At 55.5% G+C, this 15,918-nt stretch carries 19 protein-coding genes and 1 tRNA gene; 1 reads left to right on the forward strand and 19 read right to left on the reverse strand.

Features of this window, described 5'->3' with window-relative positions; all coding sequences use genetic code 11:
- Positions 1-23: 23 nt before the first annotated feature.
- Positions 24-968, forward strand: coding sequence for a tyrosine-type recombinase/integrase (locus ACZ5IU_RS16160; protein WP_464419155.1), 945 nt, complete (start codon positions 24-26; stop codon positions 966-968).
- Positions 969-1,175: 207 nt separating this feature from the next.
- Here ACZ5IU_RS16160 and ACZ5IU_RS16165 read toward each other — a convergent pair whose 3' ends face one another.
- The 19 genes from ACZ5IU_RS16165 to ACZ5IU_RS16255 form a co-directional block, all read right to left on the reverse strand.
- A complete protein-coding gene (locus ACZ5IU_RS16165) occupies positions 1,176-1,655 on the reverse strand; it encodes a hypothetical protein (RefSeq protein WP_464419157.1) in 480 nt (159 codons plus the stop codon).
- Between the two features lie 78 nt (positions 1,656-1,733).
- Positions 1,734-1,916, reverse strand: a complete 183-nt coding sequence (locus ACZ5IU_RS16170) for a helix-turn-helix domain-containing protein (protein WP_464419159.1) — start codon at positions 1,914-1,916, stop codon at positions 1,734-1,736.
- A gap of 12 nt (positions 1,917-1,928) precedes the next feature.
- On the reverse strand, positions 1,929-2,618 hold the full coding sequence (locus tag ACZ5IU_RS16175; RefSeq protein ID WP_464419161.1) for a recombinase family protein: 690 nt from the start codon (positions 2,616-2,618) through the stop codon (positions 1,929-1,931).
- 212 nt (positions 2,619-2,830) lie between these two features.
- The gene (locus ACZ5IU_RS16180) at positions 2,831-3,199 is read right to left on the reverse strand and encodes a terminase small subunit (RefSeq protein WP_464419163.1); all 369 of its coding nucleotides are present in this window, start codon (positions 3,197-3,199) and stop codon (positions 2,831-2,833) included.
- A 1,265-nt stretch (positions 3,200-4,464) separates the two neighbouring features.
- Complete coding sequence (locus tag ACZ5IU_RS16185) at positions 4,465-4,854, reverse strand: hypothetical protein (protein ID WP_464419165.1); 390 nt, start codon at positions 4,852-4,854, stop codon at positions 4,465-4,467.
- Positions 4,855-5,393: 539 nt separating this feature from the next.
- The gene (locus ACZ5IU_RS16190; protein WP_464419167.1) at positions 5,394-6,647 is read right to left on the reverse strand and encodes an AAA family ATPase; all 1,254 of its coding nucleotides are present in this window, start codon (positions 6,645-6,647) and stop codon (positions 5,394-5,396) included.
- Positions 6,644-6,862, reverse strand: a complete 219-nt coding sequence (locus ACZ5IU_RS16195) for a helix-turn-helix domain-containing protein (protein WP_464419169.1) — start codon at positions 6,860-6,862, stop codon at positions 6,644-6,646. Before ACZ5IU_RS16195 ends, ACZ5IU_RS16190 begins: the two co-directional genes overlap by 4 nt.
- Positions 6,859-7,545, reverse strand: coding sequence for a hypothetical protein (locus tag ACZ5IU_RS16200; RefSeq protein WP_464419171.1), 687 nt, complete (start codon positions 7,543-7,545; stop codon positions 6,859-6,861). Before ACZ5IU_RS16200 ends, ACZ5IU_RS16195 begins: the two co-directional genes overlap by 4 nt.
- A gap of 56 nt (positions 7,546-7,601) precedes the next feature.
- Positions 7,602-7,805 carry a hypothetical protein gene (locus ACZ5IU_RS16205; protein WP_464419173.1) on the reverse strand — a complete coding sequence of 68 codons (204 nt, stop codon included), beginning with the start codon at positions 7,803-7,805 and terminating at the stop codon, positions 7,602-7,604.
- A 327-nt stretch (positions 7,806-8,132) separates the two neighbouring features.
- Positions 8,133-8,203 (reverse strand) — tRNA-Gly (locus tag ACZ5IU_RS16210).
- Between the two features lie 124 nt (positions 8,204-8,327).
- Positions 8,328-9,686, reverse strand: a complete 1,359-nt coding sequence (gene rlmD / locus ACZ5IU_RS16215) for a 23S rRNA (uracil(1939)-C(5))-methyltransferase RlmD (RefSeq protein WP_464419175.1) — start codon at positions 9,684-9,686, stop codon at positions 8,328-8,330.
- 65 nt (positions 9,687-9,751) lie between these two features.
- A complete protein-coding gene (locus tag ACZ5IU_RS16220) occupies positions 9,752-10,309 on the reverse strand; it encodes a 2-oxoacid:acceptor oxidoreductase family protein (protein ID WP_464419177.1) in 558 nt (185 codons plus the stop codon).
- Positions 10,306-11,136: a 2-oxoacid:ferredoxin oxidoreductase subunit beta gene (locus ACZ5IU_RS16225; protein WP_464419179.1), complete on the reverse strand. Its 831-nt coding sequence runs from the start codon at positions 11,134-11,136 to the stop codon at positions 10,306-10,308. Before ACZ5IU_RS16225 ends, ACZ5IU_RS16220 begins: the two co-directional genes overlap by 4 nt.
- Before the next feature lie 2 nt (positions 11,137-11,138).
- On the reverse strand, positions 11,139-12,272 hold the full coding sequence (locus ACZ5IU_RS16230) for a 2-oxoacid:acceptor oxidoreductase subunit alpha (protein ID WP_464419181.1): 1,134 nt from the start codon (positions 12,270-12,272) through the stop codon (positions 11,139-11,141).
- Complete coding sequence (locus ACZ5IU_RS16235) at positions 12,265-12,492, reverse strand: 4Fe-4S dicluster domain-containing protein (protein WP_464419183.1); 228 nt, start codon at positions 12,490-12,492, stop codon at positions 12,265-12,267. Before ACZ5IU_RS16235 ends, ACZ5IU_RS16230 begins: the two co-directional genes overlap by 8 nt.
- Before the next feature lie 161 nt (positions 12,493-12,653).
- Entirely contained in the window at positions 12,654-13,292 is a 639-nt protein-coding gene (gene tsaB, locus ACZ5IU_RS16240; protein ID WP_464421973.1) for a tRNA (adenosine(37)-N6)-threonylcarbamoyltransferase complex dimerization subunit type 1 TsaB, read from the reverse strand.
- Between the two features lie 8 nt (positions 13,293-13,300).
- On the reverse strand, positions 13,301-13,759 hold the full coding sequence (gene tsaE, locus ACZ5IU_RS16245; RefSeq protein WP_464419185.1) for a tRNA (adenosine(37)-N6)-threonylcarbamoyltransferase complex ATPase subunit type 1 TsaE: 459 nt from the start codon (positions 13,757-13,759) through the stop codon (positions 13,301-13,303).
- A gap of 257 nt (positions 13,760-14,016) precedes the next feature.
- Positions 14,017-15,597 carry an NAD(P)H-hydrate dehydratase gene (locus tag ACZ5IU_RS16250; RefSeq protein ID WP_464419187.1) on the reverse strand — a complete coding sequence of 527 codons (1,581 nt, stop codon included), beginning with the start codon at positions 15,595-15,597 and terminating at the stop codon, positions 14,017-14,019.
- Positions 15,561-15,899: a holo-ACP synthase gene (locus ACZ5IU_RS16255; RefSeq protein ID WP_464421976.1), complete on the reverse strand. Its 339-nt coding sequence runs from the start codon at positions 15,897-15,899 to the stop codon at positions 15,561-15,563. The genes ACZ5IU_RS16250 and ACZ5IU_RS16255 overlap by 37 nt, the downstream gene beginning before the upstream one ends.
- Positions 15,900-15,918 lie beyond the last annotated feature (19 nt).

Below are 15,918 nucleotides of genomic sequence, written 5' to 3' on the forward strand. Positions count from 1 at the left end.
CATTCAAGGGAGGATGCAGGAGTATGTCCGCAAGAGTACGGAACATTCAGCGCCGCGCACCCGAGACATGGGAAGAAGCCGAAGATCGCTTTGTTGCCCTACGGAAAGCACAGGGAGCCGCCCCTCGCACCATCGCCGGATATGTCGAGATCATCACCACGTTCTTCAGGCGATACCCCACGGCATGGAGTTCTTACTGTCGCGATTGCCTGCTCGCGTACCTGTCGCAGAACGACATTTCCCCTGCTACACATAACGTCAGGCTGAAGGTTTTGAGTCCGTTCTTCCGGTTCTGCGTCGATGAAGGAGCGTTCGACCGGAGCCCCGCCGAAGGATTGAAGTATCGCCGGCAGGAACCGCGCATCGTGGACCACCCCGAGGATCACATCAGGAAGATCTTCGACGCCATCGGAACGGATTCCTTCTCGCGGCTCCGTGACTCAACGCTCTTCGCCCTGTGCATGGACTGCGGGATACGCCCTTCCGAAGCGCTTCTGCTCCGTCCCTCCGATGTGGACGTTCCCGCGAGAAGGATACGGATTCGCGCCGCGACATCCAAGACGCGAACCAGCAGGATTGTCTTCTTCTCCGACAGAACCGGCGAGCTGCTTTCCCGTCTCGTGGGGATTCGTCCCGAGGAATGGGGAGATACGACGCCGGTCTTCTGCACCTGCGAAGGGAACGGATGGAACACGCACGCATGGACCGTCCAGCTCCGAAGGTACGCCCAGAAAGCCGGGTTGCCGCGCTTCTCTTCGTACGACCTTCGCCATCAGCACGCAATCGGCTTTCTCCGGAACGGCGGCGACGTTATGACGCTCTCCCGGGAAATGGGACACACGACGCTCGACATGACGCGGCAATACCTGAACGTCACCGAGAGCGACATCCGGCAAGGACATGACAAGGCGTCTCCCGCAAGCGTCCTCTTCCCCGAGAAGAAGATTCGCATGGGGAAGATACGATGATCCGCGAGAAGGAAGCCGACATTCCCTTTCCCTCGCGGCCCTGCCCTTCACAGCTCGACGCCGCGGCATGACGTTTCCACGGGACGACGATCCATACCGCCGGAGAAAACGACGCCCCGCCACGGTCACGTACGAGGGGCCATTGTCCGCCCAGGGACACGAAAAAGGGAGCCGGGCATCTTCCCCCGGCTCCCTGCGTGCTCGGATCTATGAAGCCATCTTCCCCCACCGTTCCAGAGCCGCCCGAAGGGTTTCCTCGTTGTGGCCGTCACGGAACCTCTCCGCCTTGTACATGAAGCCCTTGTACGGCCGGCCCTTTCCGTCCAGCGGGAAGGAGACATACACGTTGCCGCGATCGAGCCATAGCGCCGAACGGTCCGAGAACTTCAGGATCACCGCGCCTTCCCGCCGCTCGACCGTCGGCATGAGCGTATCCCGCTCTTCCGCTTGCTCCTTCCGGAACATCCGGATTCCCCGGGGGCTTGCCTGCGTTTCCTCGAAATATATGTGGATCAGCTCCGCAAGCTCGTTCCGGACGCGGTTCACACAGTAGTCGTTCATGCCGGAGAAGACCACGTCGACGAAGTTCACGCCGGCGGCGACGATATACGACGCCCCGCCGTTCAGCTTTCTTTCTCCCGTGATTCTCCGCACCTCTCCGTCGTTCCGCTTTCCCTGTGCTATCATGATTCCACTTCCTTTCTCCCCACGAGGGGGGAAGTATGGGGGAGCCGGTTCCCGCCAAGGATTGAGGCTCCCCCGTTTCTATTCTTCCTTCTGCGTCCCGCTCTTCGCGATCTCATCCAGAGCGCTTTCCGGGATACGCCAGATCCGACCCAGCTTCACCCCGCGAACTTTCCCCGCCCGCAACCATTTCCCCAGAGTCTGGGGAGATATTTTCAACTCCGCCGCCGCCTCTTCCATCGTATAAAGTTTTTCCGCCGTCACCGCCTCACCTCCTTACGCCGCATGTTTCAGGATGTACCCCACCGTCGAAGCGTGCCAGGTACGCCCCTGTTTGCTCGCCACGCCTTCGACGTTCAGCCGGGACGCTATCCCGCGAAGGGAAAAGCCGTCGTCCCGCATCGTCCGGATTCTCACGAGAATCGCCTGCTCCGCGTCGTCGTCACGGAGCGTTTCTCCCTCGCGGATCTTCCCGAAGGGCGTGGGAGAATACGCCGCGTTGGTGCTCTTCTTGTGAGCGAGCGCCGCCTTTGTCCGCTCCGCCGTCAGATCCCGCTCGAACTGCGCGAAGCCCGCCATCATCGTGAGCATCATCCGGCCCATCGCGGAGCCCGTATTGAGGGACTGCCCGCCCATGTCGACGAGGTGAAGGGACGCGCCGCGCTTGTCCCATTCGGCGGTTGTCTGAAGCGCATCGACGGCCGACCGGAAGAGCCGGTCGAGCTTCAGCGCGACGACATTTGAAACCCTTCCAGCAGTCACGAGATCGACGAGCTTCCTTCCCTCGGGGCGTTCGGCCATGGGGACGGTTCCGGAGATCGCCTCTTCCCGAAGGACGGCGACGACGGAAAGCCCGCACGCGACGGCATAGGCGGTAAGGCGCTGCTCCTGTGCGTCCAGAGAGACGCCGTGCTCCGCCTGATCCAGAGTGCTGACCCTGATGTAGAGAACCGCCGTGTGCGCCATTTGCACCGCCCCTTTCTGTGGGATGATGATAGCGTACACTTCTCCATTCGTCTTGTCAACTTATTTGTGTTGCTCATTATTCTTTTTTCTTCTCGTACAAATCCGAGCGGTTTTGTACAACCTCCCCCTGACCAATGAGAGGCCGCGAGGGGAAAGCCGAAAAGAAAGAGAGGCGATCAGTTTGCCCGATCGCCTCTCCCCTGCACAATCCTTCAGCTCGTAACGGTTTCGAGCCGTTCAAGCACCTGCCGCCGCTTCTCCGGGTCGAACAGGATTCCGATGTCCAGATCCCCCTTCACTTCGACCCGCTCGATGAAGTCGCCTTCGGAGCGTCCGAGAACTTCCGAAGCCCGGAGCCGGTCCTTCATATCGGCGTTCTCGTCCCGCATGATCCGAGTCCAGAACCGCTGTCGTTCCTCGCGGGTCGCAATGAATCCGTCGATGCGGGCCTGTTCCCTGTCGTTGATCGCCGCCCGAATTTCAGTGTTCTTCAGTATCTTGTCGATGTTCGACGCCGCCCATCGTTCGCTGTACCCCGCCGCGATCGCCGCCCTGGTCGCGTTGCCATCGTACGCTTCCACGAACCGCCGCTGTTTCGTCGTGAGCCCCAGGTCGCTTTCCCCCTTCCCGTAGAGTCAGGTATTTTTCATCTTCATCTCGTACTCCCTCGAATCCGACATCTCTTCCGAAAACTACGTCAGCTCAGTACACGCAAGGCTTTCCCCGAATCCATACGCATTAACGACATTTCGTCTTGTCGTCGCAGACAGTCTTGTAATGCAGTCCGTCTTGATTGCGATTACACGCAGTCATGACATACGGATTGAATATTTTTCGCTGCTATTTTCTTGAAAGATATCGGTTTTGTGGAGGAATAGGCGGGGACATGCCGATTATGAATGCGTTTCTTCACATGTTATTTTACCATAAGACTGAGTACATTGAAACACGGGGTATCGCGCGTTGATACCCGTGACATGGGATGTTGCAACCTTGTGGAGCCGACATTCCGTCGGAGGTTCCGGAACTTTCAGGAAAACGCCGCGCGGAAGATGGTCGATATGATCGCCAGAAGGGATATTGCAAAACGGGAACGGCCGGAAAGCGGAGAATGCGTACCCAGCCGGCGGTTTTGTCCCGTGACCATTTCGGAAACACGGGGACGCGGCTTCGGGCCGAAACGAAAAAGTACCCAAGCGTCTACGCCGCAAGGGTTCAGAAGAGCAACCGTTAAACGGCCATACGCCCGGATACTTTTGAGATCATTCTAGATTCGTTCCTCGAAAGTGTCAAGGATTCGGAAGCAACTCCATCCCGAGAGGATAATATAAAAAGTATCCGAGCGTCTACACCGCAAGGGTTTGGAAGATCAACCTTTAAACGGCCATACGCCCAGATACTTTATAGATTATTCTAGATTCGTTTCTCGAAGGCGTCAAGGACTCGGAGGGGAACGACTATGATGTGAACGTAGAAAACAAGGAGTTCCCTCTTCCCCAAACTCCGGCGAATTCAGATGAATCCGCCTCGGCTGTCATGGAAGAGAGAACTCCTTTTATGATTCTTATACGCCAGATGCTCACCGGCGTCAAGGACATGGACAGGAACGACCACTTTCAGACGACCGACACGGAGTCCGCCTCCCTTGAATCCATCGTCGACGCCGACAACCGTGTATCCGTCCGGTGTGGATGCGACAGTCATCCGCATGGTCCGATTTCTTCACACTCCTTGCGGCTCCACAGCGGCGTGGGGAAGGACGCCCTCCCCTTCCCCACGGTAGGTACCACCTTCCGCGAGAAGGAACCCCCGCCGCGGTCACCCATGACGCGCACAGGGGAAATTCTCACGCCATCGCACGACGAACGACCTTCAGGAGCCACGCCTGCATTCCCCTGTGCTCGCGCTCCGGAAGGCGTACTCTCTTGCGCAATGCCGCGCCTGTGCATCCGTCCAGAAGCGCGGTGACATACTTCCTCGCCTTCTCTCCGGGAGCGTCACGCAAGGCGCCGGCTATCAGGATCACTTCTTTCGCGTACGTCAGTCGGTCCTTTGCGAACAAATGGCGTTCCTCCACGGGGAGACGGACGCCGCCTTGAACACGGACATCGCCGGAGCTGCCCCGACCGCCGACGCCCATGTCCTCGATCTCGACAAGTCTGTCCATGCATTCGCGTATCGCATCGCGCCACATGAGGATCACCCGTTCGCAACAGTCGCCGGGTTCAATTCGCATGGTACACCTCCATATTCTCCCCCTCGCCTCAACGACACTGAGGCGCTAGGCGTCGATAGAGCCCCGTAGAGCCACATTGTTTACGTCGGACACCTGGATATACCAAACCAAAAAATACATGGCCTTGTTGGGCCTCCACGAAGGGATTTCAGCGATGGATGAATATGCGTCGCTTGGTATATTCCCCGAACCCCTGAATCCCCCTGATACGTCTGCCGGCCTTTTGAAGCTCCGTAAAAAAAGGTTCGTCCATCTTTCCCCTCCCGACTCAACCTCGGAATGCTTACAGGTTTTCCGCCGCATCTCGGAGTGTACACGTACAGGGGTCTTATAGACCCCTGTACAGCGTGTACACTCGCGGCTGACCTTGCCCCCAGGTGTGTACACTCCATTTGTACACTCAACCACAAACCCTTGCAAATACTGAATTCCTTGAGTGTACAAGCGTGTACACCCGGTTTGTACACTCATCAAAAACGAGTGTACAAGAGAGTGTACAAACACCCTTTGTGAAATATCCCACTATGTACACTCATTTGTTAACTCCGGGTCAACAATACGCTTGCAAACGTGTTATCAATGACCACCCATCCGACGGCCGAATTCACCTTGACGCATTCAATGACGCAATCGTTCTGGAGTTTTCCGATAAACCGGTTCGGAAGCGTGCCCTTCATCATCTGGTCGGCCGCCGTCTCCGATGTTCCCTCGTTCTCCACCAGGAACTTCTTCATGGCGATTCTGGAAACGTACGGCCGTTCGAACGTCTCGTCCTGCATCCGGAACGTCTTGCATTCGGACGCGAACCACGCGCGTTCGAAGAGCTTCCGGAACTCCGCGAGCTTCGCGTCCACCTTCTCGTGTTTCTCCGGCGCTTCGTCGCTCTGGACCACGACGCAGCTCGATACCTGATTGCCGTCCTCGTCGAGCCATCCGTCGATCGGGACGGGAAGCAGCCGGAGGTTGATGGGATCCTGCTCTTCGTCGTCCTTCATTTTTCTTTGGCATACTTGGAAAGGCTCCCCCTTCCGGCCGGGCATGATATTGATTTCGATGTCGAGCGCCCCTCGCCATGCCGAAGACCCGCGCGCCCGGTGCTCGTCGCTGAGTCCGGTGTGGTGGATCAGCAGGACGGAGCACCCGAATTCCTCCATGAGCGCGGCGCATGCATCGAGCATGGTCTTCGCGTCCTGGGCGGAATTCTCGTCGCCCAACAGGAACCGGTGCAGCGTGTCGACGACGATCAGGGAAGGCTTCACCTCCAGGCTCCGGACATGGTCGACGACGCGCTGATACCCTGCCGACGTGTTCAGATCGCACCCCGACGAACTGAGGAACATGTCGAGATTCTTCACGCCGTGATGCTGTTTCCACGCGGCGATTCGCGCCCGAAGGCCGAAGTGTCCCTCCCCCGCGAGATACACGACCGTTCCGTTCCGGACCTTCTGGCCGCACCACGAATCGAGACCGCCCGCAATCCGAAGGCACCAGTCCAGGACGACGTATGTTTTTCCGGAACCCGACGGACCATGGACCATAATCAACGCGTCCCTCTGCACCCATTTCCGGATCAGCCACCGGAGCGGCGCCGGCTGCGAGCAAAATTCGTCCGCCGGGATCAGCCACCCGGGTTCCGCCTTCTCTCCGAGAAGGGTCGTATAGTAGTTCGCATCCATCCCCTCGATCGGGGGGATGATCGCCTTCGCCCCTATCCGTTCCGCCGCCGCGTTCTGTCCCATCTCCAACTTGTCGTTAAGCCTCACGCCGTGGTCAGTGATCCGTAGGGAGTTCATGCCGCGTCGCCCCCGATCAGCAGGTACCGAGCAAATCCGTCGGCCGTCTCGCTTCGGAGCGTCAAGACGATGTGCCCTTCCCGGCGCAGTTCTGCGATTCGGGCGGCAAGGCGGAAGCATCCGAATTCCCGTTGAATCGTCGGAACGTCGAGCACCCGACCGGCCCTTAGTGCGGCAAGGATAGAAGCCCGTTGCGTCGCCCTTTTGGATGTCATGCCGCCCACCTCCGGACATGCGCCATGAGCCCGGGACGTCCAGGACGCCACGAGGAAAGGAACCGGTCAGTTTTCAGATACGAACGGAGAATCCCGCTTCGGACGAAGCGGAAGGAAGGTAAGTCTGGATCGGATTGAGGAGGTTCACTGCCTCCGGAGTCGTCGCCACCCGGTGAAGAAGCCGACGCTACAGCCGTGCGTGAAGTACAACGCGAGCGACTGGAAACACGGCTTGGCTCACGGCGATATGCGGAACGACTGCGAGGACGATCTTTATGTTGTTCCACCACCTGCATTATCCTGATCTTGCGGCAAGCGTCCAGCAGTATCCTTCTCTTTTCGGAAGGCGGTATTTCAATGCGTCTTCTGAATTCATCGTCGAGCTTGGCTTCCTTAACGATTTGTTTTTCGCTCAGTCTGTCCTTGAACATCAAGCGGATAGCCTCAACTGTCGTTCTCGGAGTCTCTGAGCGTCTTGCATGGGTTCGAAATTTTTCCTCATCAGAGTTTATATTGTGCTCTATCTCGTCACACGCCGCGACTGGGCTCATCCCGTTTTCGATATGTCGCTCATACTCCCCACAAACTTCAGGCCAGTAGTAGCCGAACGTCTTGATCTGTGCGTCGACGTCTTGCTCACTTCCGGCAAATTTGCTATCCTTTTCCATAATTGCTCGTTCCAATAAAAGCTCTCCTTTCCGCCGCTTCCCGCTGCCGGGGAGCGGATTTTTTGTACCCGCTACTTCCTGATAAGCACGCCGTCTTCATCGAAGAACCCTTCAACTTCATCCCCGAGGGTATTCTTGAGCGTTCCGAGAACCCCCTTGCTCACGGCTCGCTTTCGCCCAAGAAGTCCGTACAACGCCGTTTCGTGTATCCGCGTCTCCTTGGAAAAACGATACACCGTCCCTGAATGCGCTTCGATCTTTTCCTTCAACGTCATGTCAGCTTCACCTCCTTTCTGTTTACATGGCATATCGTAAGGGGTTATACTACAAAACATCAGAGAAGTCTAGCTGAATAGTGTATCTTTTTTGGATACGTTCAGACCTTTTTCAGTCAATGCAAGGGTTTGTAGCATACTTCGGAGAAAAGACAAAAGCTCACAAATAGTCAGCATTCGCAAATTCGTGAACCTTGACATTTCGGAGAGTCCGAAAAACGAGGAATTGTGCGAGCAAACAATACAATTCACCATGGCAGGGTATCAAAAAAGGGAACCCCGCCGAAGCAGAGTCCCCTTGAATTCAGTGTTTGCAAGGCCTTACGTAGCGGACGAGACATTAAAGAATTGACCCTCAGCTTGGGAAGCTGATGCTCTACCAACTGAGCTATGTCCGCTCGCTACGGAGGGTATTATAGCCTTGCGCCGCAGGCTTTGCAAGGTCATCCGATCGAGTATCGCCTATTTTGCAGACATAGAGGCATATTCCTGCTCAAAGGATCATAAAAAGCGCGACTTCCTCTATGCGGAGGAGTTCTTTCGAATCAATGTCGCAACGCATTCGACATGCGTCGTTTGTGGAAACATATCGAACGGTCGTGCCTTGAGAAATCCGTATCCATTTTCGCTCAGAATACGAATATCCCGGGAAAGGGTCGCCGGATTGCACGAAACGTAAACGATTTTCGCAGGTCTCAGCTTCTTTCCGAGCTCTTCCAGCACCACACGATCGCACCCGGTTCGCGGCGGATCGACCAGGACAGTTTCGAAGGAATCCGTCATGCCGCCGACCGTATCTTCCGCGCACCCCGTCACCGCCGTAACATTTCGGATTCCGTTGATCTCACATGTCTGCAGAATCGCAGCAGCGGCCGAAGGCCATTCCTCGACAGCCACAACCTTCCGGAAGTGTCGTGCAAGATACATCGTCAAAGATCCTATTCCGGAATAAAGTTCCAGGAGATTCGCGCCATCGCCGGCTTCCGCCGCAGCATACTCGTACAGTCGCTTCGCCTGAAAACTGTTGACCTGAAAGAAATCCGCAATACCGTACCGATAAAGAAAATGGCCGAGGCGCTCCCGGATGGAAATTTCACCTGATATCTTCCGTATTTCGGCTCCAAGTATGACGTTCGAACGATCAGGATTTATATTGATACACACGCCACGCGGGATAACCTCTTCGGAGCCGAGGAAAGCACGCAAAGCATCAATGGCAGCGGCGTCAGGCATCTGCCTGCAAACAAGCCCGAGAACGATATCCCCGGTAAACGTTCCCGAACGCAATACAATGTGCCTCAACAATCCGGAATGCCTTTTTTCATCGTACGGTGCAATCGGGAAACGCGGGAGCGTCCCGGAGATATTGCGAAAGAGGGACTCGAGTCCGCCGTCAATAACGGAACACGCATCAAGAGGGACAATGTCGTGCGTCTTTTCCCGAAAAAAACCTGTTTTCACACCTTTCGTGGTTTTTCGGACGGGGAATGACGCCTTGTTTCTGTATTTCCAGGCCCTCGGGCTCGCAATACATTCGTCAGTCCCATGAATCGGCTCCATTCCAGCGATTCTTTGGAACGCATCTTTGACGATACGCGTTTTCAGCTGAAGTTGCAGTTCATACGTCGCGTGCTGGAGATTGCATCCACCGCAGGTTTCGTACCACCTGCACGCCGGAACACAACGCCGCCTTTCCTGCGAGAGATAACGGACGACTTGAGCAACGGCGTAGTCGCGAGTCTCGCGCGTAACGGCCACTTCGACTTCTTCATCGGGAAGCGCGCCTTCAACGAAGAGGACTTTCCCGTTTTTTAGATGGGTCAGTCCCCTTCCGTCGCTGCTGACCGATTCGATTGCAACAACCCGGTTTTCTGTTTTCACTGTCGACAACCTCTCAAAAAAAGCCGCCGACTTCGTCGGCGGCTTTGCATTCTTTTCCGGACCACCTACAGATGCAGGCTCGATTTGAAGAGAAGATACCCCTCATCAAATGCACGCGCATTCAACTCTTCCGTTCCCTTCGGGACGCGCGCGCAAATCGCCTTCCTGATCGAATCGGGACTGACGATCTTCTCCAGCTCTAGGACTCTCGCAACGGTTCCAAGAGCCACCATATTCGTCACAAGCTCTCTTCCGATCTTTTCTCTCGCAGTCCGCACTATCGGAAGATGGTAGAGGTACGCATCAACCTGCGGGAAACTCGTAACAAAGAAATCGTCGAATATTATCCTCCCGCCGGGCAATGTTTCAAGCGAGAATTCCTCACAGGCCTGCTGGGTCAGGATAACCTGAAGATTCGGCGAGACCGCCTTCGGGTAATCAACAGGTTCGGTCGAGATGACGACCTCGGCCTTCGATTTTCCTCCACGGGCTTCCGGTCCATACGACTGCGACTGCACGACATACAGCCCGTCTTCGAAAAGAGCAGCCGCCTCTCCTGCGATGAGGGCAGCAAGAATCACTCCCTGTCCGCCGGATCCGGCAAAGCGAATTTCGTATCTCATCGGCTTTCTCCTCTTCCCTGGACTCTGGAAATCAACGCCAGATACTGATCCGTGTACTCAGGTACATCCTTATTTACAAACTCTCCAATGATGATTTTTCCCTCAAGCTCTTCCCGAGTCATCGTTTTCGATTTCTCAAACGCCACGGAATTTTCCTTGAAGAAGTTGATGTTTTCGATAGGAGTCCTTCTCTTATTTCGACGACCATACTGCGTATGACAGCTGCTGACGATCTCGATAACGGAAAACCCCTTCTTTTGAATACCCTTCTTGATAAACGTTTCCGCCTGTTTGGGATTCGCTATCGTCGCTCTTGCCACATAGGAAGCGCCGGCCCCCTCGGCCAGTCTGCAGATGTCGAAATTCGGTTCGATGGCGCCATACGGCGCAGTCGTCGCAAGCGATCCCCTCGGTGTCGTCGGGGAGGCCTGCCCGCCAGTCATTCCATATATATTGTTGTTCATGACGATCGCCGTTATATCGATGTTCCGGCGACACGCATGAATGAAGTGGTTTCCTCCGATCGCCGAGCAGTCGCCGTCGCCCATCACATCGACAACGGTCAATGACGGATTCGAAAGCTTGATGCCGGTGGCGAAGGCAAGGGATCTTCCATGCGTGGTGTGCATCGTGCACGCGTCGATATATCCCGCCATACGGCTCGAACAGCCGATCCCCGAAGCGATAACGGTCTCACTCCTTTTTTTCTCGAGAGAAACGAGCGCCCGTAACAAAGAGTGCATAATGATACCGTGACCACACCCGGGGCACCAGATGTGCGGGAAGAAACGGGTGCGAAGCCAGGACATCACTTCTGGACTCGGCATAATTACGCCACCTCCTCGATAACTTTCAGGATATCTTTGGGCTTGAAAAGCTCTCCGTTCACGAGGGATTGCTGAACAATCTTTGCCTTCCCCTTCGTAGCACGTTCGACTTCCAGAACCATTTGTCCGCAGTTCATCTCCGGAACGATTATCGTACGCACGCGTCTTGCGAGCTTTTCGAGCTCCTTGTCGGGAAACGGCCACAACGTAATCGGCCGGAAGAATCCAGCTTTTATATCACGCCTCCGGGCATCCCGGACCGCTCTCCTCGCGGACCGGGCAACACTTCCGTACGCAAGAACCACGACATCCGCATCATCTGTGTACTCCGTTTCGTATCGGACAATCTCATCCCGGAAACGGTCGACCTTGCGCATGAGCCTGTTTATGTTCTTTTCGATCTCCTCGGGATTGTTGGTCGGGAACCCCCAGTCGTTATGCGTCAGCCCCGTAACGTGCCAAGTATATCCGTCACCGAAGGACGCCATACAGGGCAGATCGTCTTTCGGGTCCGGCCGATACGGAACGAACTTCTCCGGCACATCCACGGGACGCTTTCTGTTGACGATCTCGATACTTTCCTTTTCCGGAACGAGAACTTTTTCTCTCATATGCGCAATGACTTCGTCGCTGAGTATGAGAACAGGTTGCCTGAATCTTTCAGCGTTGTTGAAGGCATGGATCGCGATTTCGTAGCATTCCTGCGCGGAGGACGGAGCGTAACAAATACTCGCATGATCGCCATGGGTTCCCCAGCGGGCCTGCATGACATCCTGTTGTCCTCCTTTGGTCGGTGTTCCTGTCGAAGGCCCCCCTCGCATGACATCAACAAGAACCATCGGAACCTCCGCGATATATGCGAGGCCAAGATTTTCCTGTTTCAGCGAGAAACCGGGCCCCGATGTCGCCGTAAGGGATTTCATGCCGGTGATCGAGGCACCGATGACCGAGGCGATCCCGGCGATTTCATCTTCCATCTGAATGAATCGTCCGTTCAGCTTGGGCAGTTCCTCCGCCATAATCTCCGCGATTTCCGAAGAAGGCGTTATCGGGTAGCCTCCAAAAAACCGGCATCCCGCCGCCAAAGCACCGTACGCAAGCGCCTCGTTCCCCTGCCAGAAGGCAACCTCAGGCATTTTCCCCAGCCTCCCTCACCGTGATGGCCATATCCGGACACGTATTCTCGCACTGGTGACACCCGATGCATTTGTCGATGTGGACCGGATCCGCCTTCATTCGGTCGTTCAGGACAAGAACCTTCTTCGGACATATCCCGATGCACAGCTCACATCCTTTACACCAACTCGTGTTCACAATTACCTCGAAACGGCTCGCGGACATTTTGTATTCCTCCATTTCCCGATTGCCGAGTTCCTGAATAATACGAATTAGCCTCGGTGTAAGAATAACTTCTTAGCATTCCGCGTTCAAGGGTCGTCACTCTATTTTTCGCATGAGATATGATGTATTTTAGGGAAATTTATGACAAAAAATCGGGAAAAAGCTTCCGCCTCTCACTATCCCTTCCCGACATCGGGCGCCCTGTGATACTTTGCACGAATCTCAGAAGGACACACCGCCTCATTTTTTTTCTTGCGGCAGAGCTCCGAAACAGCCCCACCTCCCGGACGACCGAATGAATAACAGATATCGGAACTCGACCCGGTGAACAACCCGTCATACGATTCCTTATCCTGAGCCAGAATCCTGTACGCCGCTCCCATCTTCTCAAGGCCGCGGCAGAATTCCTGCGGAGAACAACAGCGAATGTCGCACAAGGGCATCGCTCCCCCGCATTCGATCCTGTACGCCGCTCCAAAAAGATTTCCCCGCGACGCCTTCAAAACAGGAGCGACAATCTCGCCCGTTTTCCCCGCCGACTGCACCATCACCTCAAGCGAATCGATCGCAACGATTTGTTTTTCCGATGCAAACGCAAGCGCGACGGCAAACGCCATCCCGATCCTGATTCCGGTAAAGAAGCCGGGGCCGACAGTCACTCCAAGGACAGTGATATCGGATATACTCACGTTCCCAAAACTCATCAGGGAAGAAAGCATTCCGGGCAACAACGAGGCCTGTCTCTTCCCAGCATTCACATTCATTTCAACCAGAACGCCGCTTTCATCCGATAACCCCATGTTGGTCCATCTCATGCTGCAGTCTATTCCAAGGTATAGGCCCACCGTCGATCCTCCAGTTCCGTGACAATCGCATGTATAACTTCTTCCGCCCGGCGCCCCTCGATGCCCCAGCGGATCAGCCGTTCGTTCCGCCGTTCCCGCTGAAAAAAATCGAAAAACCATTTGTTCTTTCCAGGAAGGCCGTCTGCCCGTTCCGGCCATTCGACGACAAGAACGTCGCCGTTATCGATGAATTCATCGAGCACCAAATCGTTTTCCAGTCCCTCTTCAATACGGTACAGATCTACATGAATCAGGCGCGGTTTCGTCGGATATTCGTGAACGAGTGTGAATGACGGACTGCGGACCGCATAGAACCCTAACCCTTGCGCCAGTCCCCGCGTGAAGACCGTCTTTCCCGAACCGAGATCGCCCCGCAGGAGGATGCACAGATCCCTTTCGATATATCCTGAAAAAAAACTTCCGAAGGATAATGTCATCTCCGAAGAATCCGAGACGATACTAAGAAAGTACTTTTCCATCTTACGAATCCCTCTTCCTTCCGGAACGACGAAACAGAATGACGATGAGCAACACCGTCGCGACAGCAACAAGGAGAAAGGAAAGCATTCCGCCTGCCTGAAGCAACTTCGGATGCATTCTTCTGACTCCGACGAGCAGCAGAAACGACATAATGCAGCCGAGAGCAGTGTTCTTCAAGCCTTTTCGACGGATCTGTTCGGTTTTCCGTATCTCTTCATCCCAGTCGATTCGACGACGACGCATTGTCGTTTTTTCCTCTTATTCCTGCGATAACTCCCGGAAATTCCTCTGCAATTTCTCCAGCAAGCATCCCGATCGTGCCGAAACGCTCCTCCCATTTCGCGCCGCTCTTTCCGTGAATCCACGCCGAGGCGCACCCGGCTTCGTATGGTGCCATTCCGAACGCGAGCATGCTCCCCGCACACCCTGAAAGAACATCACCGGATCCCGCAACGGAGAGAGCCGGAGAGCCTCCGCAAATTACCGCGGCTCGTTTCCCGTCGTCCACAACTGTCGTCCACCCCTTCAGCAACACTGGTCCGTAGAGCTTCGAAATCTTCCTCGCCGCACCGATTCTATCGCTGCGGATTTTGTCCGCGGTGGTATTCAGGAGACGCGCCGCCTCTCCCTCGTGGGGCGTCAGAAGGACATCCGGACGCCTCTCGGAAACCATCCCTCCCGATGAAAGCCAGAAGAGCGCGTCCCCGTCAAACACCACGGGGAGCCCCCTCTGCCTCCACGAGGCTTCGGTCCACGCCCTCCCGCTATCCTTTCTGCCGATCCCGGGGCCGCAAACAAGAGCGGTACTGCTTGCCACATGCTCTTCGAGGAGCCGGAATTCATCCACATCCGGCGGTACGCTCCTGCAGATCGCCTCGGGAAAGCGCGATATACACGCCGAGACGGCACCTTCGGTCGAAATGAGGTGTACAACTCCTACGCCAGAACGCAACGCTCCATGCACGCAGAGGATAGGAGCTCCCGAATATTCTTCGGAGCCGGCTACAACGAGTAAAACGCCTTTTTTGTATTTGTGGCACGAGAAACCTGTTTCCGGAAAACGACTTCTGAAAATTTCTTCTCCCACGTCAAGAATAGTCGGTTCAGTATCCAGAATATGTTTTTCACCGATTCCAATTGTGCCGACAACGATACGTCCGGCTGCCTTCCGCGCCGGAAGCACGGCCAGACCGCTTTTCGCGGCAAGCAACGTCACTGTGAGGTCAGCCCGGACACATGGAGTAAAGACGTTTCCCGTCGTCGGATCGATCCCGCTAGGGATATCGACCGACACAACGCGTCGGGCGTTCAGGGAGAAAGTGATAAGACGCGAGATCTCTCCGCGCGGTTCTCCCATGGCCCCCGTGCCGAGAAGTGAATCGACGCAAACATCCGAATGCGATATCAGAGTTTCGACATCGCCGTCTCCGAGGTGTTCGCTTTCTTCCAGAGGGATCCCCATTCCGGAGAGAATGTTTCCGTGATATCGTGAGTCGCCCCGGTACTTTTCCACGGGACAGGCGACAAGAACACGAACATCCATCCGCCGCACGGCGAGATGGCGAGCGACCACAAAGCCGTCACCCCCATTGTTTCCGGGACCGCAGAGGACACAGACACTCCGACATTGCGGAAAAGCGGACACGATTTCATCCGCCACCGACCTGCCGGCATTCTCCATAAGCAGCACACCCGGCATACCGTACCGTTGGAACGCGATTGCATCGGCTTCTCTGACACGAGCGGGATCGAAATATTTCATCGGTCGCTGTAATCTCCCTCGACGACGACACATGCCATCGCAAAATCGCCTTCATGGCTCATCGTAAGCCACGCTTTTCGAATTCCCTTCTCCCGCAGGAGGGAAGATACGTTTGAATTATAGCGAAAACACGGTCCATTTTCAGTCCTGACAACCCAGGCACCTTTCATGACGATTACGAACGTCGTTATTCCCGTCGCTTTCGCAAGGGCTTCCCGCGCCGCGAAAGAAGACGCGAAATGTCGCGCCGGAAGCGCCTGCTTTGCCGCATAGGAGATCTCTTCTTCGTGAAAGATCGAATCCCGAAAATGGGCGGACTGCAGAGCGCGCGTCATTCGCGTTATACTGCACAAA

The sequence above is a fragment of the Lactivibrio alcoholicus genome, assembly GCF_055390895.1.